Raw genomic sequence first — 22,626 nt, forward strand, 5'->3', positions numbered from 1 at the left:
ATGCGCCAACTCACGCCCGCCGAAATCAAGGCCCATCTGGAACAGGCGCAGACACCGCCGCTGCTGCTGGACGTGCGCGAGCCCTGGGAATACGAAGTCTGCCGCATCGAGGGCTCGACCCTGATCCCGATGCGCCAGATCCCGCTCAAGGCCGAGACGCTGGACCCGGAACGCGAGACGATCGTGATCTGTCATCATGGCGTGCGCAGCTACAGCGTGGCACGCTACCTGGAGGCCCAGCTCGGCTTCAGCAATGTCATCAATCTCAGCGGCGGGGTCGATGCCTGGGCCCGCGACGTGGATCCCGGCATGGCGACCTATTAAGGCCTCTGGCGAATGGCACTGACTTCAACCCCGTCATCCCCGCGCAGGCGGGGATCCATTGACCGCGGCGTTTAACGCGCTTCGTGCTTTTTGTCCCGCCTGCGCGGGAATGACGATGGCGGTCGCGACAATCGCAATGTCTGCAATCTGACCGGGGCGAGCGCCGTTCGGGTCCCTGACCTCCGTCATTGCGGACGCAGCAACACCAACCGATAATGGGACGCTGATCCCGACCCCCACATGTCACCCGCAACCGGATGAACGCATGAACGCAAAACGCACCCTGCTGGCAACCCTGATGAGCGGCCTGCTGGCCAGTCAACCGGCCCTGGCGCTGGACCTGCTCGGCGCCTACCGGATCGCCGCCGACAGCGACCCGACCCTGCGCGCCGCCGCCGCCAACCGCGACGCCCTGCTGGAAGCCGACGACCAGGCCCTGGCGCAGGTGCTGCCCAACGTCGGCATCAACGGCAGCTACCAGCGCAACCGCTACGACAACCGCATCACCGACCAGACCAGCTATTCAACCGACGAGGTCTACACCCTGTCGGCCACCCAGACCCTGTTCCGCTGGGACCAGTTCGTCGCCCTGGAGCAGGCCGACAGCCTGGTCGCCCGGGCCCTGGCCGAGTACAGCGCCGCCGAGCAGGATTTGATCATCCGCCTGGCCGAGGGCTACTTCAACGTGCTGGCCGCGCAGGACAACCTGATCTTCGCCCGCGCCGAGTTGGAGGCCATCGGCCGCCAGCTGGAACAGGCGAAGGAACGTTTCGAGGTGGGGCTGATCGCCATCACCGACGTGCACGAGGCCCAGGCCCGCTACGACCTGGCGACAAGCCAGGAGATCGTGGCCGAAAACGAGCTGGACTCGGCCCGCGAGGCCCTGTACGAGATCACCGGGGAACTGAACGAACCGGTCAATCCGCTCAACGACCAGCTGCAGCTGCTGCAGCCCGAGCCGCAGGAAACCGGCGTCTGGGTGGAGAAGGCGCTGGACAACAACCTCAACCTGGTGGCCCTGCAGGCCGCGGTCGAAGCCGCCCGCCAGGAGGTCAAGCGCCAGCGCGCCGGCCACTACCCCACCCTGGACGCCAGCGCCGCCCTCACCCGCCGCGACCAGAATTTCGGCGGCATCGCCGGGGTGAAGCGCCACGACGCCAGCATCGGCCTGGAACTGAACATCCCGCTGTTCCAGGGCGGCGCGGTCAACTCCTTCACCCGCGAGGCCCACTACCGCTTCATCGAAAGCCAGGAGCAACTCGACCAGGCGCGGCGCCAGACCCAGCGCCAGACCCGCGACGCCTACCGCGGTGTCGCCAGCGGCATCGCCCAGGTGCGCGCCCTGGAACAGGCCCTGGTCTCGACCGAGACCGCGCTGGAGGCCGCCGAGACCGGCTTCGAGGTCGGCACCCGCACCATCGTCGACGTGCTGGACGCCCAGCGCGAGCGCTTCCGCGCCCAGCGCGATCTGGCCCGCGCCCGCTACGACTACCTGCTGAGCACCCTGCGCCTGAAACAGGCCGCCGGCAGCCTCGGGGTGGACGACCTGCAGGCCATCAACAGCTGGTTCCAGTAGGGTTCAGGTTCAATAACCGATGCTCGGACAAATGTCGCAAGCAACAACATTCCCGTCATTCCGGCGCAGGCCGGAATCCAGTAGCCGCCGCCGGTCGTGGATCCCGGCCTGCGCCGGGATGGCGGCAGCTGGAATTTCGCGCACGCGTCATTCAGATCAGGCTCCCTGACGGTCTCTGTTATTTATGCCCGACTTCCCCTTCCCCCAGCCGGCCCCCGGCTTCGACGACCCGCTCGGGCTGCTGCGCGCCTGCCACATGCGCATGCTGATGCACTGCTCGACCCTGGAGAAACTGCCCGCGCAGATCGACGCGGGCAAGCAGGCGGAACTGCAGGAGACGGTGGAGAAGATCCGGCACTACTTCAACACGGCCGCCCATCTGCATCACCAGGACGAGGAGCGCGATCTGTTCCCGCTGCTGGAGGAGCAGAGCCCGGATTTCAATGCCGCCGTACGCGAACTCAGCGCCCAGCACCCGGAACTGGAATCCGCCTGGCGTGAGCTCGATGCCCGGCTCGCCGAGCTGGACGGCATCGACGACAGCGCCGCGCTGGACGCGCGCATCCGTGCCTTCACCAACGCCTATCGCCAGCACATCCAGCATGAGGAACAGAAGGTGTTGATGCCGGCCGAGCAGGCCCTGAACGACGCCGACCGCAAGCGCCTCGGCCGCGCCATGGCCCGCCGGCGCAACGTCGCCGAGGACGCCCTGCCCGACAGCCTCAAGTAGGATGGGTGGAGGCGCGGTGCGCCGCAACCCATTGCCTGCAGGCCGTGCCGCGATGGGTTGCGCTTCGCTCCACCCATCCTACACGCTTTGCCCGGCACAAATGCCGGGGACACTGCGCCTATCCCGGCCTGCGTAACACAGTAGGATGGGTGGAGGCGCGTGCGCCGCAACCCATCGCTCTCAGGCCGCACCGCGATGGGTTGCGCTTCGCTCCACCCATCCTACACGCTTTGCCCGACACAAATGCCGGGGACACTGCGCCTATCCCGGCCTGCGTAACCCAGTAGGATGGGTGGAGGCGCGTGCGCCGCAACCCATTGCCTGCAGGCCGCACCGCGATGGGTTGCGCTTCGCTCCACCCATCCTACACGCTTTGCCCGGCACAAATGCCGGGGACACTGCGCCTATCCCGGCCTGCGTAACACAGTAGGATGGGTGGAGGCGCGTGCGCCGTAACCCATCGCTCTCAGGCCGCACCGCGATGGGTTGCGCTTCGCTCCACCCATCCTACACGCTTTGCCCGGCACAAATGCCGGGGACACTGCGCCTATCCCGGCCTGCGTAACACAGTAGGATGGGTGGAGGCGCGGTGCGCCGTAACCCATCGCTCTCAGGCCGCACCGCGATGGGTTGCGCTTCGCTCCACCCATCCTACATGCCGGAATCAGGGTCGTAACCCGTTTCCGGCAGCGTCCTGCTACAACAACTCCGCCAGATGCTGCAGCACCCGGTCGCGCGCCCCGCGGTTGGCTTCCACCGCCCGGCGCCCGCGCTCGCCCCACTCGGCACGCCCGCTGGCATCCTCCAGCCAGGTCCTGACCGCCGTGGCCAGTTCCCCCGCATCCGCCACCGCCCGCGCCGCGCCTGCCTGTTCCAGCAGTTGCACGATGCCGCTGAAATTGAACATATGCGGGCCATACAGCACCGGCAGGCCCAGCGCGGCCGGCTCCACCGGGTTGTGGCCGCCCACCGGCACCAGACTGCCGCCGACGAAGGCCGCATCCGCGGCGGCCAGCAGCACCGGCAGTTCGCCCATGGTGTCACCCAGGTACACCGCTGTCTGCGCCGTGACCGGTTCGTTGCGGCTGCGCCGCGCGACCTGGAACCCGGCGCGTTCGACCAGCCCGGCCACGCGGGCAAAACGCTCCGGGTGGCGCGGCACCAGGATCAGCAGCGCCTGCGGCAGGCGCGCACGCACCCGGCGATGGGCGGCGAGCAGCGGCTCATCCTCGCCCTCGTGGGTGCTGGCGGCAATCCACACCGGCCGGGCCGGATCCCAGCCACGGCGCAGCACCTCGGCCTGCTCACGCGCACTGCCGGGGATGACCGCATCGAACTTGGTATTGCCGGTCACCGTCACCCGCGCCGGGTCGGCGCCCAGGGCGATCAGGCGTCCGGCATCGGTGTCGCTCTGGGCGCCGATCCAGCGCACCCGCCGCAGGGTGGCGGCGGCCAGCCCGCGCACCCGGCGGTAGCCCGCCGCCGAGCGCGCCGACAGCCGGGCATTGATCAGCGCCACCGGGATCTCCCGCCGCGCGCAGGCCGCGATCAGGTTCGGCCACAACTCGGTCTCCATGATCAGCCCCAGCCGCGGCCGGGTTCGCGCCAGGAAACGCGCCACCGCGTCCGGCAGGTCCCAGGGCAGATAGGCGTGGCGCACCCGCTCGCCGAACAGCCGCTGCACCTGCATGGCGCCGGTCGGCGTGGTGGTGGTCACCAGCAGTTCATACTCGGGATAGCGCTCCAGCAGGGCGTTGACCAGGGGCGCGGCGGCCTGCACCTCGCCCACCGAGACCGCATGCACCCAGATCCAGGGCCGCGCCTCCAGCACCGGCACGAAGCCGAAGCGCTCGCCCCAGCGGCGCAGATAGGCCGGCGCACGCAGGCCGCGCCAGAGCAGCCGCAGCAGGGCAACGGGCAGCAGCAGATACAGCAGGGCGGAATAGAGCGCGCGCAAGGACACTTCCAGCAACTCGGACACAAGGCTGCCGAGTATCCCGCCTGGGGCGCGCGACTGCAATGACCCGGTCCGCGGACAAGTCCATGTCCGAACGGGTAAACTCACATATATGATACCTGCAGATCCGTCATCCCGGCGCAGGCCGGGATCCAGTAACCCGCATCGGTCACAACTCCTGGATTCCTGCATTCGCAGGAATGACGGGATGTGAATATTTTTCACCATGCCCCGCCCCGACCCCCTGCCGCCCGCCCTGCTCGCCCCGCGCCACTGGCCGACCTGGCTGCTGCTCGGGCTGGGCTGGGGCGCGGCGCAACTGCCCTGGCCGCTGCAGCGTGCCCTCGGCCGGGGACTGGGACGGCTGCTGTATCGTCTGGCCCGTGAGCGCCGCCGCATCGCCCGCATCAACCTGGAGCTGTGTTTTCCCGAACTGGACGCCCGGGCGCGCGCCGTCCTGCTCCGGCAGCACTTTCAGTCGCTCGGACTGGGCGTGATCGAGACCGCCATGAGCTGGTGGACGCCGGCGCAGCGGCTCGCCGGCCGCTACCGACTGGAAGGCCTGGAGCACCTGCAGGCCGCCCTGGCCCGGGGCCGCGGCGTGATCCTGCTGAGCGCGCATTTCACCACCCTGGAGATCGCCGGCCGGCTGCTGGCCCTGCAGACCCCCTTTCATGTGCTCTATCGCACCCACAAGAACCCGGTGTTCGAGCGCGCCATGCGCCGGGCGCGCGAACGTCACTTCGAGCGCGCCATCGCGCGCGAGGACATGCGCGGCTTCCTGCGCAGCCTGAAGCGGAACATGCCGGTGTGGTACGCCCCCGACCAGGACTACGGCCGCGAGAAGAGTGTATTCACCCCCTTCTTCGGCGTACCGGCGGCCACCATCACCGCCACCTCGCGCCTGGCCGCGGCCAGCGGCGCGGCGGTGGTGCCCTTCTTCCCCGAGCGGCGGGCGGATGGCCGCGGCTATATACTGCGCCTGCAGCCGGCACTGGCAGACTTCCCCGGGGCGTCACCCGAGGCCGATGCCGCCCGCATCAATGCACTGATCGAGGCGCAGGTCCGCACCCGGCCCGGGCAGTACCTGTGGGCGCACCGGCGCTTCAAGACCCGGCCGGGCGGTGCGCCCGCGGTATACTGAGCACCCATGGATCGATCCCGCCCTGCCGTCATCGCCGCCCACGGCCTGTTCGCCCTCCTGCTGCTGAGCCTGCCGCCCAAGTGGGCCAGCCTGCACATCAGCGGCGGCCTGCTGGTGCTGGCCCTGCTGTTGGCGCGGCGCGGCGACTGGCGCCGCCCGGCCCTGCGCGGCTATCTCGCCGCCAGCGCCGGGTGGCTGGTGCCGGTGACCCTGGCCGGGATCGGCCAGCAGTTCATCGGCATGGAGACGGCCAGCAGCTGGGCCGATCTCGTCAAGCTCAACCTGCGCCTGCTCGGCGTGGGCCTGGGCATCCTGCTGCTGCTCGAGCGCGGCTGGCTCAGTCTGCGCGGGGCGGTCTGGATCGCCCTGGCCGCGCTGGCTGTCACGGCGCTCAGTGGCCATATCGACTGGCTGCAGCGCCATGGCACCGACCTGCAGGCCTGGCCCCGGCCCTATTTCACCGGGCTTGCTGGCAATCCCAATCCCTACGGCAGCTTCGCCGCCCTCGGCCTGATTCTCAGCGCCGGGCTGCTGCGCGCGCGGCCGTCCAATGTCGGGTTATGGCTGCTGGCGGCGCTGCTGCTCAGCGCCCTCTGGGGTTCGGATTCGCGCGGGGCGGTGCTGGCCAGCCTGACCGGCCTGTTGGTCCTGTTCTGGCCCTGGCGCCACCGGTTGCTGGCCGGCCTGGCGCTGCTGGCCATTGCGCTGGTGTACACCTATGTGCTCACGGGCGGCATCCCCGCCGACGAACTCGGCTCCGGCGATCAGCGGCGGATCGAGGCCGCCTGGTTCGCCCTGCATCGGATCCTGGAATCGCCCCTGCTCGGCTGGGGCATCGACGCCTTCCGCGACCTGCCCGGGGCGCCGCTGAACTCACCGCACAACCTGCTGCTGGACCTGGCCCTGGGCGGCGGGCTGCTCGCCCTGGCCGGCTGGCTGTGGTCGACGGGCCGGCTGGCGCTGATGCTGGAACGCGACGGCCGCGGGGAGACCCGGCTGATGCTGGCGCTGCTGGCGACAGCGGTGGTGGCCGGCTGTATCGAGTACCCGCTGCTGAACTCGACGCATTTCCTGAACATCTGGATGCTGGTGACCGTCTTTGCCTGGGGGGTATTGCGCGGGTCCCGTCCGGAACACAGGCCGGGATGAGTGCGGTATTCACGACCACTCCGGGCCTGTCATGGATGATGGGTTGCGCTGCGCTCCACCCATCCTACGCGCGGTGATTCCGTAGGATGGGTGGAGCGCAGCGCAACCCATCGCAACCCGGCCTGCGGCAGAGAGAAACATGAGACGTGAGGCACACAACATCCTGGTGATCCGCCACGGCGCCTTCGGCGACCTGATCCAGTGCAGCGGGGCACTGGCTGACCTGCGCGCCAGTCACCGCGACGCCCGTATCACCCTGCTCACCGAGCCCGCCTATCGCGCCCTGATGCAGCGCTGTCCGCATCTGGACGCGGTGATCCCGGACGCCCGCCTGCCGCTGCGCCGTCTGCGGGAACAACTCGCCCTGCGCCGGCAACTGCGGGCGGAAGGCTTCGACCGGGTCTATGACCTGCAGAGCTCCGACCGCACCGCCCTGTACCGGCGGCTGTTCCTGCCCGGCATTCCCTGGTCGCGCGACACCGGCACGGTGGCGCCGGAAGACCCGGACCAGGAACGCTACCGGGCCCAGCTCGCCGCCGCCGGCGTGCCGGTGGTGCATACGCCCGCGCCCGACGTCGGCTGGATGGCCGATGACGTGACCGCGCTGCTGGATGCCGCCGGGGTGCGCCGACCCTATATCGTGCTCATCCCCGGCAGCGCGGCGCGCCATCCGCACAAGCGCTGGCCGCACTACGCCGAACTGGCCGCGGCCCTGCAGGCGCGCGGCCACGAGGTGGTCACCGCGCCGGGGCCGGACGAACTGGAACTGGCGCGGACCATTCCCGGCCACACCCTGACCGGCCCGGACGGCTACCTGAACTGGTTCCAACTGGCCGGAGTGCTGCGCCGGGCCGCCTTCGTGGTGGGCAACGACACCGGCCCCAGCCACCTCGCCGCCTGCCTGGGCACGCCGGGACTGGCCCTGTTCGGACCGCACACCACGCCGCGGCGCACGGGAATCCTGCGGCCGCAGTTCGATGCCATGGCGGTACCCGACCTGAATGCGTTGAGCGTGGAGGCAGTGCTGGCGCGGATCGAACCGCGTTTACCGTAGGATGGGTGGAGGCGCTTGCGCCGCAACCCATCGGAGTGCCGTGCAAGATGGGTTGCGCTGCGCTCCACCCATCCTACGCAACTGGCGCGGATCGAACCCCATCTACCGTAGGATGGGTGGAGTGAAGCGAAACCCATCGCCGCGCGCGGCCTGAGATGGGTTATGGCGCAAGCGCCTCCACCCATCCTACTCTACTATTCCGTCTTTTCGCCCAAATCAACGGCGTTCGATTCAGAACCCCCTCATCCGCTTGATGCCGGCACGCACGCCATCCCACGCACCGGCACCGGCGAACTGCAGCCGCCGCAGCCCCAAGCCCAGCCGGAAGGCGGCAGGCCCGACCGCGCGCTCCGACGCCAGCCGCCCGTGCAGATGGGCCGCGCGGTCGGAACCGGGACCGCGCTGACCGATGTCGGAGAAATCCGAGAACTGCCCGACCAGGGTGGGGGAGACGGCGGCAACCCGGAAGTGCGCGGCCAGGTGGCGGGCATACCAGCGATCGATGGCCCGGTGCCGGGCCAGCCAGGGCCAGACGTCGGCCTCAGTGGGCAGCCGCCGCAGCAGCCAGTCGTACAGGCTGGTGCGCAGGAGATAGGCATGGGTGGTGTAGGCACCCTGCACGGCATACAGCGAGGCTGTATCGTCGAACACCGTCACCCGCTGCAGCGGCCCCAGACAGCGGCTGTAGCCGAGATAGCAGATATCCCATTGCGCCGCCGCCAGCGCCGGCGTGCGCAGCGCTGCATTCAGAGCCGCGTCGAACTCGACATCGTCCTCCAGGATCAGCAGGCTGCGCCAGCCCTGCGCCCGCGCCAGCTCGATCGCGCGGCGATGCGACAGCACGCAGCCGGCCCGACCGGCCCAGACGCGGTCGCGCCTCCCGCCGCGGAACCAGGGCCGTCTGCCGTAGCCCGGCAGTCCGGTGCCGGCCACCGCACTCAGGCGCTGCCAGCCGGCCAGGGCGGGCACGGCCGCGGCCTGTGCGCGGAAGCGCGCCAGCCGGTCCGGGCGGCTGTCGAGGTTGATCAGCACCACGCCGTCGAACGGACGGCCGGGATCAGCGGAACTCGGTATAGGACTTCTCCTCGACGATACGCGAGCCGCACAGTTCATTGATCGCCTTCTTCAATTCGGCCCGGCGGTCATTCTGCATATAGACCGAACGCGCCAGCTCGATGAAGCGCTCGCCGAAGTCTGCGCGCGCCTCGCAGTCGCGAATGGCGTCCTCGATCTCCCACAGGGCGGCATTGACCTGCTGCAACGCCTCCTCCAGCCGGTCCAGTTCCGGCGCGGCGGGCAGCCTCGCATCCCGCACCCGCGACAGCACCTCGAACTCGCGGCGCACATTGGCCAGCTTGGCCGGGTCGGTCATGCGCTCGGACTTGATGCGCAGGATGGTGAGCTTGTCGATCAGCTCGCCGGCGCCGACCTCGATCAGGATGGTGTTTTCAGTGTCGTTCATGCGTTTCCTTCAGCCGATCTGAGCCATGACAGTCTCGTAGGATGGGTGGAGGCGCTTGCGCCATAACCCATCACCAGGCCGCTGGAGGTGATGGGTTGCGCTGCGCCCCACCCATCCTACAGGCTCACCCACGCCGATACAGACAGCGCGCACGGGCGCGGGCCTTCTCCCAGGCCTGCTGCAGCGCCACACCCGGGCGCGCCCGGCGCAGGGCATAACGCGAATACAACCGCCCGCCCGGCGCGGCGGTCGCGCGGTCGTGCCGCGCCTCGATGATGCCACTCACCACGGCGAAGAAATTGTACTCCTCCAGCACCCGCCGGCGCGCCTCGCGGATGGCGGGCAGGCGTCTCTCATACTCACCGGCGTCGGCCAGCACCGCCTTGATGGTACTCAAGGCACGGCCGAAGTCGGTGATGTCGATCGGAACCAGGCTGTCGGCGGGGAAGTAATCGGTCACGTTCGGGCAACCGTAATAGAAGGGCAGCGTATAGCCGAGGAAGGCGTCGGCCAGCTTCTCGGTCCAGTGGTGCAGGCTGACGTGATTCTCGATGGCGACATGACAGCGGTAGGCGTCCAGTGCCCCGGCCTTGTCATCCAGCGCGCGTATGTCGCCGCCGCCGCGGCCATAGACATCGAGTTCGGGCAGGGCCGCGCGCAGCCGGCGCATGAAGTCGTGGCGCTGGCGATGACGAGTATGGCGCTGGCGCTTGTCCGACCACACCAGGGAAATGTCGCGGATCTTGTGCGGCGGCGCCATGGCGGCCAACTCATCCCAGCCGATCAATCCGCTGCCGCCCATGCCATAGAACCAGCGCAGCGCCGGTTGGGCATACACCCGGTCCGGATGCGGCAGCGCCCGGGGCTCCTGGCTGGTCAGCACGCAGCCGAACTGGTCGGTGTAGGCGCGGCCGTAGGTCTTGATCGACGCGGGCTCGGTGGTCACCAGCAGGGTGTGCGCACGCGGACAGGCCAGGGACTCGATGCGCCGCGAGCGCCGCTCGCCGGCCTGCGGCGGCAAATCGTCGTAGACCACCAGCCAGTCGTAGTCGCGCCCGGCCGGATCGAAGCTGAAACGGCAGCGGCTCCAACACGGGTCCGTCCCCGGCAGCTGGCGCTCCCACACGCCCGGCGCCTCCCGGCTCAGCACCTTGACCCGGATCGGCACCGCAGCGCTCAACCGGCCAGTTCCCGATACAGGCTCAGGGTGGCATCCAGCATGGTCTGCAGATCGTAGTCATGACTGGCCGGGATCTCGGGCGGGCGGGCATGGAGTTCCCGCACCGTGCGCTCCAGCGCATCCAGGTCGCCCACCGGTACCCGCCCGGCCGGGAACAGCCGCGCCAGTACCTCGCCCACGCCGCCGTGGTCGTAACCGGCCACCGGCACGCCCATGTACAGGGCCTCGACCACGCTGCGGCCGAAGGACTCGGGCTTGCGCGAGAGCGACAGCACCAGATTGGAGACGGCGTAGATGTCGCGCACGTCCATGCGGTGACCGGTGAAGGTGATGTGCGCATCCAGCCCGCGGCGGCGGATCTGTTCGTGCAGCCCGCGGGCATAGCGCCGGCGGCGCGGGTCCTCGCCGCCAACGATCAGGCCATGCACCGGCAGCCCCGCGGCCACCAGCCGCGCCATCAGTTCGATGAAATCAGTGTGACCCTTGAGCCGGGTCAGCCGCCCCGGCAGGGTCAGCACGTAACGCTCCAGCAGGAAGGGGTACTGTTCGAACCAGCGTCGGGCCCAGGACTCGGGCGGGCGGTAGCCGTGGGGAAAGATCTCCGGGTCCACGCCACGGGGAATGGTGACGATGCGCGCCGGCGGCACCTGCGGGTAGTGGTCCAGGATGTAGCGCCGCGCGGTGTCGGAGACGGCGATCACCCGTTCGCCGCGGGTCATGACACTGCTGTAGCGCCCGACCGAGTAGAGACCGTGCACAGTGGTGACAAGGTGCGGCCGGTCGGCCTCCGCCAGCCCCTTCCAGGCCCGCCAGGCCACCCAGGCCGGCAGGCGCGAGCGGGCATGCAGGATATCCACCCGCTGCTCGCGCAGGAAGGCGCGCAGCCGCCCCGCCCAGCGCAGGGTCAGCGGCGACTTGGCCCCGATGGGCCACTGCAGATGCCGGCTGCCCTGACCGGTCAGGCGCGAGACCAGCCGGCCGCCGCCGGAGATGACCCAGGAGTGATGACCGCGACGAACCAGTTCGCGTGCCACCTCGAGGGTGCCGCGCTCCACCCCGCCGCCGTCGAGGGCGGGCAGCAGCTGCACCACGGTCAGGGGCCGCTCGGACACCATGCCCCTCAGTTGTCGCCCGACCAGCGCTGCAGGATGACCTCGGCGCAGCGCCCGGCCTCGTCCAGCGGCTCGCGCATGGGCGCGAGCTTCTTGCCCGCCAGCCAGTCGGCGTAGCGCACCACCTGTTCGTTCTGCAGCAGGTTGCGGGTGCCGGTGGAAACCCGGTTCCTGCCCTTGGCCGGGACGTCGAGCAGCCCCACCGCCGCACCCGCGGTCAGGGCCTCGTAGACCATAGACACACTGTCCTCGCTGACCCAGGCGCTGTCGGCCAGGGGCAGCCGCTGCACCAGCCAGTCGGGTTCGAGTTCGCGCCAGTCGTGCAGACTGAGTCGGCGCAGCAGGCCCGGCTCCAGGTGCTGGCGCAGGTAGGCCAGCCAGCCCGGGGGCGTGCGGCGGGAGGTGGTCAGCTCCCAGCGATGATTGGGGAAATGGCTCACCACCGAGCGCACCTGGTCCATCATGTGCTCGTCCTGCCAGTCGTAGTGGCGCGAGGGACCGCCGATCAGAAACAGGCCCAGGGCGCGGTCCTTGACCGGCGCGGGCCGGATGCGGTTGAGCACGCCGCGGGTGGTGACGACACTGGCGCAGTCCGGCACCGCATCGTGTTCGGGGATCAGGTTCAGATCGAACCAGCGGCAGGGCAGGCTCGGTTTCATCAGGACCACGCAGCGTCCGCCGCGGGCGCGGCGGGCGGCCAGCAGGGACAGGTGCGTGGCATGACCGGCGCCGATGATCAGATCGGGGGCCGGCAGGTCGGCGCCGGGCGGATAGCGGCCCGCCGCCCAGTACAGCAGCGCCGGCAGGCGTGCGGCGCGGGCCGGCGCATACACCTCGATCGCCGCGCGGTCGCGCAGCGCCGCGATCAGGCCCGCGCTCTGGTTGTCATGGCCGGGCACGCCATCGACGAAGCGCCAGATCACCCGGGTCCGGGACTGCATCATGCCAGCAGGCCCTGCGCCCCCTTTCAGTCCCGCCCCTTGAGTACGTAATGGGCGCCGCAGTAGGGACACTGCGCCTCGCCGGTGGCCTCGATGGGCAGGTAGACCCGCGGATGGGAATTCCACAGGCTCATGGACTCCAGCGGACAGTGCAGCGGCAGGTCGTCGCGCGTGACCTCGTAGCGGTTGCTGGCGTTGGGCGTTTCGTATTTATCGGTGCCGGCGTCGGCGGCGGTGTTGGGGTTGGTCATGTTTTTCCTCCCGGAAAATCATTTCTCCGTCATTGCGATGCCCAGACCCGAAGGGTGGGGTACCCATGATGAACCCCGAAGGGGTTCTATGGGAGCCGCCGCGGCAATCTCGCACGGGGCGAGCCAGCACTCAGAGATTGCCACGCTGCGCTCGCAATGACGGACATTCATCAGATAACCTCGGCGGCCCGGTGCTGGGCTTCGCGCTGCTCAGCCCAACCTGCATTCTCGACCCGGATTTCAGTTTACCGTCATCCCCGCGCAGGCGGGGATCCAGGTCCGCGGTCGTGTGGATTCCCGCCTGCGCGGGAATGACGCGGCTCAAGCAAGTGCGATTGCAGCTTGAGCGTGTTTTCCTCGGCCCTGGTGCCTGGCACCTGGCACCTATATGTAGGTCAGCCACTCCGGATGCACCTGGTGACGGCCGTGCACCACATCGAAGTACAGGTTCTGCAGCTGTTCGGTGATCGGCCCGCGGGTGCCGCTGCCGATGGCCCGGTTGTCCACCTCGCGGATCGGGGTGACCTCGGCGGCGGTGCCGGTGAAGAAGGCCTCGTCGGCGACATACACCTCGTCGCGGGTGATGCGCTTCTCGCGCACGCTCAGGCCCAGTTCGGCGGCCAGCCGCAGGATGGTGTCGCGGGTGATGCCTTCCAGCGCCGAGGTCAGGTCCGGGGTATAGAGCACGCCGTCGCGCACCAGGAAGATGTTCTCGCCGCTGCCCTCGGCGACGAAGCCCTCGGCGTCCAGCAGCATGGCCTCGTCATAGCCGTCGGTCAGCGCCTCGTTCAGCGCCAGCATGGAGTTCATGTAATTGCCGTTGGCCTTGGCCCGGCACATGGTGATGTTCACATGATGGCGGGTGAAGGATGAGGTCTTGATGCGGATGCCCTTCTGCATGTTCTCCTCGCCCAGGTACGCACCCCAGGCCCAGGCCGCGACCATGACGTGGGTCTGCAGGTTGTCGGCGCGCAGGCCCATGCCCTCGGAGCCGTAGAAGCACATGGGCCGGATGTAGGCCGACTCCAGCTGGTTGTCGCGCACCACCTGCAGCTGGGCCTGATTCAGTTCGTCCTCGCTCCAGGGCATGTGCATCTTGAGGATGTGGGCCGAACGGAACAGGCGTTTGGTGTGGTCCTGCAGCCGGAAGATGGCCGTACCCTTGTCCGCCTTGTAGGCGCGCACGCCCTCGAACACCCCCATGCCGTAGTGCAGGGTGTGGGTCAGGACATGGGTGGTGGCCTCGCGCCAGGGCACCAGTTCGCCGTCCATCCAGATGACGCCGTCACGATCGGCCATCGACATCTTGCAGTTCTCCTTCGTTTTTCGGATGTAGCTCGGGTTAGCCTGAAAGGCGTAACCCGACACTCGTCGCGGCATGTCGGGTTACGCTGCGCCAACCCGACCTACGACTCCTGACTCTCGAATATCCGCTTCCAGATCCCCAGCACCGCCGACCGGGTCTGGACGAATTCGCCCTCGTAGACCACGGCCGGCACCTCCTGCAGGGTCAGGTTGTGCACCCGCTTGCGGTAGGCCCGGTAGGCGTTGCTGAGCACCCGGACATCGTCCTCCGCCATCAGCCCGGCCCCGGCCAGGCCTTCCAGCAGCCGGATATTGTCGCTGTATCTTACCAGATCGGGATGCGCGTGCGCCCAGCGCAACACGCCGTACTGGACGATGAATTCAATATCGGCGATGCCGCCGGGACCTTGCTTGAGATCAAATCGGCCGGACTCGCGCACGGCCAGTTCGGTGCGCATACGGCTGCGCATATCCCGCACCTCCCGGCGCAGACGTTCGGGATCGCGCCTGCGGCACAGAACCTCCCGGCGCACGGCCTCGAAGGCAGCCAGGGTATCGGGGTCGCCGGCCACCCCGCGGGCACGCACCAGGGCCTGATGCTCCCAGGTCCAGGCCTCCTCGTGCTGGTAGGCCGCGAAGGCGGCCATGTCGGTGACCAGCAGGCCGGAGGCGCCGCTGGGACGCAGTCGCATGTCCACCTCGTAGAGCACGCCGGCCGGGGTCAGGGTATTGAGCAGGTGGATGATGCGCTGACCCAGGCGGGCGAAGAAGACGGCATTGTCCAGCGGCTTCGCCCCCTCGGTGCAGGCCTCCTCGCCCTCGCCGTCGTTGAGAAAGACCAGATCCAGATCGGAGCCGTAGCCCAGTTCGATGCCGCCCAGCTTGCCGTAGCCGATGATGGCGAAGCCGGCGTCACGGCGGGCCTTGCCGGTGCCGCAGCGGGGCGCGCCGTGGCGGGCGACCAGGTGATCCCAGGTGATGGCCAGCACCTTCTGCACCACCAGTTCGGCGATGGCGGTAAGGTAGTCGCTGACCACCATCAGCGGGGTGGCGCCGGCGACATCGGCCGCCGCCACCCGCAGCACCGCCATCTGCTTGAAGTGACGCAGGGCGTCCATCTGCGTCTCCAGGTCATCGGGGGCGATGTTCTCGAAGCGCCGCTCGAGCATCGCCTCCAGCTGCTCGCGCCCCGGCGGGGTATAGAGGGTGCGCGGGTCCAGCAGTTCGTCGAGCAGGATGGGATGGCGGGTCAGTTCGGCGGCGATCCAGGGGCTGGCGTCGCACAGCTGGACCAGCTGCGACAGCGCCATGGGGTTTTCCACCAGCAGGGCCAGGTAGGCGCTGCGCCCGCTGATGGTCTCCAGCAGCCGCGCCAGTCGGGCCAGGGTCTCGTTGGGGTCGCGCGCCTCGCCGATGGCCGCCAGCAGCAGCGGCATCAGGCGGTCGAGGCGATCGCGCCCGCGCTTGCCCATGGCGCGGCTTTCCAGGCTGTGATGCAGCTGGCCCAGCAGCCGACGGGCCTCGTCGGGATGCTCGAAGCCGATCTCATGCAGCAGGGCCAGGGCGGCCTCCTCGTCGAGCTGGTCCTGCCACAGGCCGGCCAGGGCCTCGGTCTCGCGGTCGCCCTCCTCGCTGGTGTGGGGCGAGCCGAACACCTGTTGGAACTGCTCCTCGACGAAGCGACGGTGCCGGTCCAGCTGCTTGAGAAACGCCGCCCAGTCGGGGAAGTCCATGGCCAGGGCCAGCCGGGCCTGCCCGGCCGCGTCGGTGGGCAGTTCGTGGGTCTGCTCGTCGGCGAACGCCTGCAGCCGGTTCTCGGTCCGGCGCAGGAAGCCGTAGGCCTGGATCAGGCGCTCGACGGCGAAGCCCGGCAGCAGGTCCAGCCGGGCCAGGTTGCGCAGCACGTCCTGCACCTGGCGCAGCCGCAGGCGCGCCTCCTGGCCGCCGCGGATGAGCTGGAAGGCCTGGGCGATGAACTCCACCTCGCGGATGCCGCCGGGGCCGAGCTTGATGTTGTCCTCCATGCCGCGCCTCTGGACCTGGCGCGTGATCATGGCCTTCATTTCGCGCAGCTGCTCGAAGGCGCCGTAGTCCAGGTAGCGGCGGTAGATAAAGGGCCGCAGCAGTTCCATCAGTTCGGCGGCCTGGTCCGGGTCGCCCGCCACCGGATGCGCCTTGATCAGGGCATAGCGCTCCCACTCCCGACCCTGGGACTGGTAGTACTCCTCCAGCATGTCGAAATCCATCACCAGCGGGCCGCTGTCGCCATAGGGCCGCAGCCGCATGTCGACCCGATAGACGAAGCCCTCGCCGGTCTGGCGGTTCAGCGTATCGATCAGCTGCTGGCCGAGACGGGTGAAGAATTCCTCGTAACTCAGGCCGTCGCGCTTGCCCAGCCGGCCGGGCTCGGGGTAGGCGAAGATCAGGTCGATGTCGGAGGAGAAGTTCAACTCCCCAGCCCCCAGCTTGCCCATCCCCAGCACCACCAGCGACTGGGGCCGGCCGGCGCTGTCCTTCGGCGTGCCCAGTTCCCTGCACAGCCAGGCATGGAGCCGCTCCAGCGTCACCTGCAGACAAGCCGTGGCCAACTCGGTCAGCTCGCGCAGCACCTCGTCCAGCCCGGCCCAGCCGGCCAGGTCGCGCCAGGCGATGCGCACCATCTCGCGGCGGCGGAAACGGCGCAGGGCCTCGCCCAGGTCGAAGGCGTTGAGCGCCTCGGCGGTCGCCGTCTCGGCCCGGGCCCGCAACTCGCCGCGCGCGGTATCGGCAAGCAGTTCACCGGACTCCAGCAGTTCGGCCAGCAGCCCGGGCTCGCGCTCGCAACTCTGAGCGACATACTCGCTCGCGGCCCAGACCCGGGCCAGGGGGCGCAGGAAATCCGGATGCGCCGGGATGCGCATGTCCTCGGTCTCCGCACGCTCGCGGTAGCGCGCCCAGGCCCGCTGGACATCCTCGCGCAGGATCTCCGGCAGCCCGGCGGCAATCTCCTCAAATGTGACGGGGTTCACACGGGGTCCTTAATGTCGTGTTTTCTCGCAAGTTTACGCCATGTTACGCACGGGCGGCCGACGCTGAAAACGTCCCCGCCAGTCGGATTTTCCCGTCATTGCGAGCGCAGCGCGGCAATCTCGTCACGCAGAATCAACCGGTTGGAGATTGCCACGGCGCTGCGCGCCTCGCAATGACGGCCTGTCCGGGGCTGGCGCCGACGTCTCAAGCCCCATGCCGGCGGGCCGACACAATAGAGAACTTCCAATTGCGGATTTAATTCGTCATCCCGGCGCAGGCCGGGATCCAGTAACCGCAGCGGCATCTGGATTCCGGCCTGCGCCGGGATGACGACTTATGCGTCGTCCAACCCGGGGTGAATAAGAATGGAATTCAAGGATTATCTCAAGATCATGGTCATGAAGGACGCCTCCGACCTCTACCTGAGCACGGGGGCGCCGCCCTGCGCCAAGTTCCATGGCCAACTCAAGGTGGTGGAGAAGGCCACCATGACGCCGGAGCGCATCCGCGAGATCGCCTACTCGCTGATGAGCGAAACCCAGCAGAAGGACTTCGAGAAGAAGCCGGAAATGAACCTGGCCATCTCCGAGCACAATGTCGGCCGCTTCCGCGTCAACATCTTCAAGCAGCGCAACAGCATCGGCATGGTGGTGCGCAACATCAAGACCGATATCCCGGCGTGGCAGGACCTGGGGCTGCCGCCCATCCTCACCGACGTGTTGATGAGCAAGCGCGGCCTGGTGCTGTTCGTGGGCGCGACCGGCTCGGGCAAGTCCACCTCGCTGGCCTCGCTGATCGACTATCGCAACACCAACGCCACCGGCCACATCATCACCATCGAGGATCCGATCGAGTTCATCCACTCGCACAAGAAGTCCATCGTCAACCAGCGCGAGGTCGGGCTGGACACCGATTCCTATGAAGACGCCCTGGCCAACACCCTGCGCCAGGCGCCGGACGTGATCCTGATCGGCGAGATCCGCCATCGCGAGACCATGGAGCATGCCATCTCCTTCGCCGAGACCGGCCACCTGTGCCTGTCCACCCTGCACGCCAACAACGCCAACCAGGCGCTGGACCGCATCATCAACTTCTTCCCCGAGGAGAAGCGCGACCAGTTGCTGCTGGACCTGTCGCTGAACCTGCGCGCCTTCATCTCCCAGCGCCTGGTGCAGACCGTCGACGGCCAGCGCACCGCGGCGATCGAGATCCTGCTGGGCACCCCGCTGGTCAAGGAACTGGTGCGCCGCGGCGATGTGCATGAGATCAAGGAGGTCATGGAGAAATCCGAGAACCTCGGCATGCAGACCTTCGACATGGCGCTGTACAACCTCTACATGGAAGGCCGGATCAGCCTGGAAGAGGCGCTGCGCAATGCCGACTCCCCCAACAACCTGCGCCTGCGCATCAATCTCACGGCCGAGGACGCCGAGCAGGCCCTGGCCGAGAAGAGCGAATCCTTCAGCCTGGAGGAGGACGATACCCCGAGCAGCAACATCGCCACCGCCGGCGGCGGGCTGGGGTTGAAGCTGGCGGACGAATGACAGCCCCGTCGTAGGTCGGGTTAGCCTGAAAGGCGTAACCCGACACTCGCCGCGGCCTGTCGGGTTACGCTGCGCTAACCCGACCTACGCCCTTTCCCGCCCCCGATTGTTGGGCTTCGCGCTGCTCAGCCCAACCTGCCTGTCGGACATAAAAAAGCCCCGGCCGGAGTGGCCGGGGCAAGCCTCACAGGGGTGGAGGAGTACGTGTTCGGCGAGAAAACATGGCCTTGAGTGGAGGGAGACAATGTCAACCGAACGGCCCCTGTACACCCTCCTAGACGCCGCCCCTGTCAGATTTATTCCTACCCCCGTCTGCATACTCCATCGCCGGCCCCGCCGCGGGCCGACCGGCAGCGCGGCCCGCACGGCGCCGGGCTGTTTTTTATGGAATAATCCGTTCCGAACAGCCGTCTTGATTTGAAACAACAGCCGCTCCCTGAAGCAGGGGCGGCCTGCAGCCGGCACCACAACCGCCGGGGGCTAGAGGAGAGACAATGAAACTGGTCAAACTTTTCGGCCGGAACCAGGCGTTTCGTCAACGCCTGGAAGGCAACCGGGAACGGCTGTATCGCATCGCCTACTCCTGGTGTCACGAACCGGCGCTGGCAGACGATCTGGTGCAGGAGACTATGGAAAAGGCCCTGAAGAAATCCGGCCAGCTGCGTGAACTGGAGGCGCTGGACACCTGGCTGTTCAGCATCCTCAACAACGCCTGGCGCGATCATTTCCGGCGCAGCCGCGACACGGTGGATATCGACGATATCCCCTTCGTCAGCGACTCCTCGCCGGAGGACGAAGGCCACACCCACCAGGTGGTCACCGAGGTGCGCGGCGCCATCGCCACCCTGCCGATTGGCCAGCGCCAGGTGCTGACCCTGGTGGACCTGGAGGGCTGCTCCTATATCGAAGTGGCCAACATTCTCGGGGTGCCGGTGGGCACGGTGATGAGCCGGCTGTGCCGGGCACGCAGGGCGCTCAAGGAACGCCTGCTGGGCACCGATCTGATGCGCGATGCCGCCACAGATGACAACCCGACCCGTATCAGGAGAATCAAGTAATGTCATCCGACGACAAGCTCATCTCCGACGAGCATCTCAACGCCTTCATCGACAATCAGCTCGATGCCGATGAGAAGAGCCGCATCCTGTCGACCATCAAGTCGGACAGCGAGTTGAGCCATCGCGCCTGTGAAATCAAGCGCCTGCGCGAACTGGTCCAGCACGCCTACGAGCTGCCCTCGGAACGTGCCGAGCACAGCGGTCATGGTCGCGCCCTGCGCGGCCCATTGCAGGCCGTGGCTGCCGCCGCACTGCTGGTCGTCGGCGCCGCGGTCGGCTGGATTTCCAATGCCCAGCTGCATCCCGGCAACAATGACCTGGACGTCAAGGCCATGTACCTGGACGAGGAAAGGGCCTTTCAGACCACGCAGGTCGACGAGGCCCCCACCGTACAGGGCGGGCGCAAGATCCTGCTGCACATCAGTTCCGACGACCCGCAGAAGCTGGAACAGGCGCTGGACACCACCGAGCGGCTGCTCCAGACCTATCGCGCCCGCCACATGCCGGTGGAACTGGAACTGGTGGCCAATGCCGGCGGCCTGAACCTGCTGCGGGCCGACATCTCGCCCTTCGCCGACCGCATCGAGGATCTGCAGTTCAAGTACGAGGAACTGACCTTCTTCGCCTGCCAGACCGCCATCAACCAGATGCTGGAGCGCGAGCACCGCGACCAGGTGCCGCCGCTGCTGCCGCAGGCCCTGACCACGCCCAACGCGCTGGACCAGATCCTGACCCGGCTGCAGGAGGGGTGGGTGTATATCAGCGTCTGATCGATCCGCTTGCGCGGAGACAGAAAACGGGCCCTCGCGGCCCGTTTTTTTTGATGACGGAAACAGAGCGCAGGTCGGGTCAGCGCAGCGTAACCCGACATGCCGCGGTGGATGTCGGGTTACGCCTTCCAGGCCAACCCGACCTACGGTACTTCCGCGGTATCAAAAAACGGGTCTTCACGGCCCGTTTTTTGATAAAGGAACGTCATCCCCGCGCAGGCGGGGATCCAGATACCGCGCGGTTGCTGGATTCCCGCCTGCGCGGGGATGACGGGAAAAGCGAATTCCTCAATCCCTGATCCCACAAAAAAACCCCGCCACAAAGGGCGGGGTTCTTCGTTTCTGACGACAGCAGAACGGTCGGGCTTACATCATGCCCATGCCGCCCATGCCGCCCATGCCGCCCATGTCGGGGGCGCCGGCGCCGGCGCCCTCGCCTTCCTCGGGCATGTCAGCCACCATGCACTCGGTGGTGATCATCAGACCGGAGACGGAAGCGGCGTTCTGCAGGGCCGAGCGGGTCACCTTGGTCGGGTCCAGGATACCCATCTCGATCATGTCGGCGTACTCGCCGGTGGCGGCGTTGTAGCCGTAGTTGCCACTGCCTTCCTCGACCTTGGCCAGGATGACGGAGGGCTCCTCACCGGTGTTGCCGACGATCTGACGCAGCGGCTCTTCCATGGCGCGGCGGGCGATGTTGATGCCGACGTCCTGATCGTGGTTGTCGCCGGTCAGTTTCGCGATACCGGCACGGGCACGGATCAGGGCCACGCCGCCGCCCGGCACCACGCCTTCCTCGACCGCCGCACGGGTGGCGTGCAGGGCGTCCTCGACGCGCGCCTTCTTCTCCTTCATTTCCATCTCGGTCGCGGCACCGACCTTGATCACGGCCACGCCGCCGGCCAGCTTGGCCACGCGTTCCTGCAGCTTCTCGCGATCGTAATCGGAGGTGGCTTCCTCGATCTGGGTGCGGATCTGGGTCACACGCGCCTCGATGTCTTCCTTCTTGCCGACACCATCGATAATGGTGGTGTTTTCCTTGGTGACCTGCACCTTCTTGGCGTTGCCCAGCTCATCCAGGGTGGCCTTCTCCAGGCTCATACCGGTCTCTTCGGAGATCACGGTACCGCCGGTCAGGACCGCGACATCCTGCAGCATGGCCTTGCGGCGGTCGCCGAAGCCCGGGGCCTTGACGGCGCAGACCTTGACGATGCCGCGGATGCTGTTGACCACCAGGGTGGCCAGGGCTTCGCCCTCGATGTCCTCGGCGATGATCATCAGCGGCTTGCCAGCCTTGGCCACACCTTCCAGCACCGGCAGCAGCTCGCGGATGTTGGAGATCTTCTTGTCGTGGATCAGGATGTAGGGGTCATCCAGCTCGGCGCTCATGCTCTGCTGATTGTTGACGAAGTACGGCGACAGGTAGCCGCGGTCGAACTGCATGCCCTCGACCACGTCCAGCTCGTTGTACAGGGAGGTGCCTTCCTCGACTGTGATCACACCTTCCTTGCCGACCTTCTCCATGGCATCGGCGATGGTCTTGCCGATGGACTCGTCGGAGTTGGCGGAAATGGTGCCGACCTGGGCGATGGCCTTGGTGTCGGAGCAGGGGTTGGAGAGCTTCTTCAGTTCCTCGACGGCGGCGATCACGGCCTTGTCGATGCCGCGCTTGAGGTCCATCGGGTTCATGCCGGCGGCCACGGCCTTCATGCCTTCCTTGAAGATGCTCTGGGCCAGCACGGTCGCGGTGGTGGTGCCGTCACCGGCCACATCAGAAGTCTGGGAAGCGACTTCCTTGACCATCTGGGCACCCATGTTCTCGAACTTGTCCTTGAGCTCGATCTCCTTGGCGACGGAGACGCCGTCCTTGGTCACGGTGGGAGCGCCGAAGGCCTTCTCCAGCACCACGTTGCGGCCCTTCGGGCCCAGGGTGACCTTGACCGCGTTGGCCAGGATGTTCACGCCCTTGACCATGCGCTGACGCGCATCATCACTGAATCTGACTTCTTTCGCTGACATATTGCTAATCCTCTCCTGAAAATTCTGTTATGCGGCGGCCC

Annotated in this window: 20 protein-coding genes; 9 read left to right on the top strand and 11 right to left on the bottom strand. The window is 67.7% G+C overall.

The window, feature by feature from the left end; genetic code table 11:
- The 3 genes from COW1_RS10455 (at window position 1) to COW1_RS10465 (ending at window position 2,630) form a co-directional block, all read left to right on the top strand.
- Complete coding sequence (locus tag COW1_RS10455) at window positions 1-324, top strand: rhodanese-like domain-containing protein (protein ID WP_201344133.1); 324 nt, start codon at window positions 1-3, stop codon at window positions 322-324.
- Window positions 325-589: 265 nt separating this feature from the next.
- On the top strand, window positions 590-1,900 hold the full coding sequence (locus COW1_RS10460; RefSeq protein ID WP_201344134.1) for a TolC family outer membrane protein: 1,311 nt from the start codon (window positions 590-592) through the stop codon (window positions 1,898-1,900).
- Window positions 1,901-2,084: 184 nt separating this feature from the next.
- Complete coding sequence (locus tag COW1_RS10465) at window positions 2,085-2,630, top strand: hemerythrin domain-containing protein (protein WP_201344135.1); 546 nt, start codon at window positions 2,085-2,087, stop codon at window positions 2,628-2,630.
- 697 nt (window positions 2,631-3,327) lie between these two features.
- On the opposite strand, the gene waaA is transcribed toward COW1_RS10465, so the two are convergent.
- A complete protein-coding gene (waaA, locus tag COW1_RS10470) occupies window positions 3,328-4,593 on the bottom strand; it encodes a lipid IV(A) 3-deoxy-D-manno-octulosonic acid transferase (protein WP_369801255.1) in 1,266 nt (421 codons plus the stop codon).
- 220 nt (window positions 4,594-4,813) lie between these two features.
- Between waaA and lpxL the strand changes: the two genes are divergently transcribed.
- The 3 genes from lpxL to COW1_RS10485 all read left to right on the top strand — a co-directional run bounded on the left by lpxL (window position 4,814) and on the right by COW1_RS10485 (window position 7,934).
- Window positions 4,814-5,731, top strand: coding sequence for an LpxL/LpxP family Kdo(2)-lipid IV(A) lauroyl/palmitoleoyl acyltransferase (gene lpxL / locus COW1_RS10475; protein ID WP_201344136.1), 918 nt, complete (start codon window positions 4,814-4,816; stop codon window positions 5,729-5,731).
- Between the two features lie 6 nt (window positions 5,732-5,737).
- Entirely contained in the window at window positions 5,738-6,880 is a 1,143-nt protein-coding gene (locus COW1_RS10480; RefSeq protein ID WP_201344137.1) for an O-antigen ligase family protein, read from the top strand.
- A gap of 139 nt (window positions 6,881-7,019) precedes the next feature.
- Window positions 7,020-7,934: a glycosyltransferase family 9 protein gene (locus tag COW1_RS10485; protein ID WP_201344138.1), complete on the top strand. Its 915-nt coding sequence runs from the start codon at window positions 7,020-7,022 to the stop codon at window positions 7,932-7,934.
- A 231-nt stretch (window positions 7,935-8,165) separates the two neighbouring features.
- On the opposite strand, the gene COW1_RS10490 is transcribed toward COW1_RS10485, so the two are convergent.
- From COW1_RS10490 to COW1_RS10530, 9 genes are all read right to left on the bottom strand, one after another.
- The gene (locus COW1_RS10490; protein ID WP_096364600.1) at window positions 8,166-8,969 is read right to left on the bottom strand and encodes a glycosyl transferase; all 804 of its coding nucleotides are present in this window, start codon (window positions 8,967-8,969) and stop codon (window positions 8,166-8,168) included.
- A gap of 22 nt (window positions 8,970-8,991) precedes the next feature.
- Entirely contained in the window at window positions 8,992-9,396 is a 405-nt protein-coding gene (locus COW1_RS10495; RefSeq protein ID WP_096364598.1) for a DUF6165 family protein, read from the bottom strand.
- 124 nt (window positions 9,397-9,520) lie between these two features.
- The gene (locus tag COW1_RS10500) at window positions 9,521-10,576 is read right to left on the bottom strand and encodes a glycosyltransferase family 10 domain-containing protein (RefSeq protein WP_201344139.1); all 1,056 of its coding nucleotides are present in this window, start codon (window positions 10,574-10,576) and stop codon (window positions 9,521-9,523) included.
- Window positions 10,573-11,691: a glycosyltransferase family 4 protein gene (locus COW1_RS10505; protein ID WP_172844233.1), complete on the bottom strand. Its 1,119-nt coding sequence runs from the start codon at window positions 11,689-11,691 to the stop codon at window positions 10,573-10,575. Before COW1_RS10505 ends, COW1_RS10500 begins: the two co-directional genes overlap by 4 nt.
- Before the next feature lie 5 nt (window positions 11,692-11,696).
- Window positions 11,697-12,632: a mitochondrial fission ELM1 family protein gene (locus COW1_RS10510; protein WP_096364594.1), complete on the bottom strand. Its 936-nt coding sequence runs from the start codon at window positions 12,630-12,632 to the stop codon at window positions 11,697-11,699.
- A 23-nt stretch (window positions 12,633-12,655) separates the two neighbouring features.
- The gene (locus COW1_RS10515; RefSeq protein WP_096364592.1) at window positions 12,656-12,880 is read right to left on the bottom strand and encodes a zinc-finger domain-containing protein; all 225 of its coding nucleotides are present in this window, start codon (window positions 12,878-12,880) and stop codon (window positions 12,656-12,658) included.
- Window positions 12,881-13,264: 384 nt separating this feature from the next.
- Window positions 13,265-14,185 (bottom strand): branched-chain amino acid transaminase, encoded by a 921-nt coding sequence (locus COW1_RS10520; protein WP_201344140.1) that lies wholly within the window; start codon window positions 14,183-14,185, stop codon window positions 13,265-13,267.
- A 101-nt stretch (window positions 14,186-14,286) separates the two neighbouring features.
- The gene (glnE, locus tag COW1_RS10525; protein WP_242466420.1) at window positions 14,287-17,193 is read right to left on the bottom strand and encodes a bifunctional [glutamate--ammonia ligase]-adenylyl-L-tyrosine phosphorylase/[glutamate--ammonia-ligase] adenylyltransferase; all 2,907 of its coding nucleotides are present in this window, start codon (window positions 17,191-17,193) and stop codon (window positions 14,287-14,289) included.
- Between the two features lie 95 nt (window positions 17,194-17,288).
- A complete protein-coding gene (locus COW1_RS10530) occupies window positions 17,289-17,498 on the bottom strand; it encodes a hypothetical protein (protein ID WP_201344141.1) in 210 nt (69 codons plus the stop codon).
- 61 nt (window positions 17,499-17,559) lie between these two features.
- Between COW1_RS10530 and COW1_RS10535 the strand changes: the two genes are divergently transcribed.
- From COW1_RS10535 to COW1_RS10545, 3 genes are all read left to right on the top strand, one after another.
- On the top strand, window positions 17,560-18,738 hold the full coding sequence (locus COW1_RS10535) for a PilT/PilU family type 4a pilus ATPase (RefSeq protein ID WP_096364588.1): 1,179 nt from the start codon (window positions 17,560-17,562) through the stop codon (window positions 18,736-18,738).
- Window positions 18,739-19,232: 494 nt separating this feature from the next.
- Window positions 19,233-19,796, top strand: a complete 564-nt coding sequence (locus tag COW1_RS10540) for an RNA polymerase sigma factor (RefSeq protein WP_096364586.1) — start codon at window positions 19,233-19,235, stop codon at window positions 19,794-19,796.
- A complete protein-coding gene (locus COW1_RS10545) occupies window positions 19,796-20,566 on the top strand; it encodes a hypothetical protein (RefSeq protein WP_201344142.1) in 771 nt (256 codons plus the stop codon). The genes COW1_RS10540 and COW1_RS10545 overlap by 1 nt, the downstream gene beginning before the upstream one ends.
- A gap of 366 nt (window positions 20,567-20,932) precedes the next feature.
- Here COW1_RS10545 and groL read toward each other — a convergent pair whose 3' ends face one another.
- On the bottom strand, window positions 20,933-22,585 hold the full coding sequence (gene groL, locus COW1_RS10550) for a chaperonin GroEL (protein ID WP_096364582.1): 1,653 nt from the start codon (window positions 22,583-22,585) through the stop codon (window positions 20,933-20,935).
- Window positions 22,586-22,626: the final 41 nt, after the last annotated feature.

The organism is Thiohalobacter sp. COW1 (assembly GCF_016629505.1).
GTDB classification, from domain to species: Bacteria; Pseudomonadota; Gammaproteobacteria; order Thiohalobacterales; family Thiohalobacteraceae; genus Thiohalobacter; species Thiohalobacter thiocyanaticus_A.

Bases quoted from the DNA above. Each gene is read 5' to 3' on its own strand.
- COW1_RS10455 (WP_201344133.1), top strand. From the start codon at position 1: ATGCGCCAACTCACGCCCGCCGAAATCAAGGCCCATCTGGAACAGGCG.
- COW1_RS10460 (WP_201344134.1), top strand. From the start codon at position 590: ATGAACGCAAAACGCACCCTGCTGGCAACCCTGATGAGCGGCCTGCTG.
- COW1_RS10465 (WP_201344135.1), top strand. From the start codon at position 2,085: ATGCCCGACTTCCCCTTCCCCCAGCCGGCCCCCGGCTTCGACGACCCG.
- lpxL (WP_201344136.1), top strand. From the start codon at position 4,814: ATGCCCCGCCCCGACCCCCTGCCGCCCGCCCTGCTCGCCCCGCGCCAC.
- COW1_RS10480 (WP_201344137.1), top strand. From the start codon at position 5,738: ATGGATCGATCCCGCCCTGCCGTCATCGCCGCCCACGGCCTGTTCGCC.
- COW1_RS10485 (WP_201344138.1), top strand. From the start codon at position 7,020: ATGAGACGTGAGGCACACAACATCCTGGTGATCCGCCACGGCGCCTTC.
- COW1_RS10495 (WP_096364598.1), bottom strand. From the start codon at position 9,396: ATGAACGACACTGAAAACACCATCCTGATCGAGGTCGGCGCCGGCGAG.
- COW1_RS10505 (WP_172844233.1), bottom strand. From the start codon at position 11,691: ATGGTGTCCGAGCGGCCCCTGACCGTGGTGCAGCTGCTGCCCGCCCTC.
- COW1_RS10510 (WP_096364594.1), bottom strand. From the start codon at position 12,632: ATGATGCAGTCCCGGACCCGGGTGATCTGGCGCTTCGTCGATGGCGTG.
- COW1_RS10515 (WP_096364592.1), bottom strand. From the start codon at position 12,880: ATGACCAACCCCAACACCGCCGCCGACGCCGGCACCGATAAATACGAA.
- COW1_RS10520 (WP_201344140.1), bottom strand. From the start codon at position 14,185: ATGTCGATGGCCGATCGTGACGGCGTCATCTGGATGGACGGCGAACTG.
- COW1_RS10530 (WP_201344141.1), bottom strand. From the start codon at position 17,498: ATGCCGCTGCGGTTACTGGATCCCGGCCTGCGCCGGGATGACGAATTA.
- COW1_RS10535 (WP_096364588.1), top strand. From the start codon at position 17,560: ATGGAATTCAAGGATTATCTCAAGATCATGGTCATGAAGGACGCCTCC.
- COW1_RS10540 (WP_096364586.1), top strand. From the start codon at position 19,233: ATGAAACTGGTCAAACTTTTCGGCCGGAACCAGGCGTTTCGTCAACGC.
- COW1_RS10545 (WP_201344142.1), top strand. From the start codon at position 19,796: ATGTCATCCGACGACAAGCTCATCTCCGACGAGCATCTCAACGCCTTC.
- groL (WP_096364582.1), bottom strand. From the start codon at position 22,585: ATGTCAGCGAAAGAAGTCAGATTCAGTGATGATGCGCGTCAGCGCATG.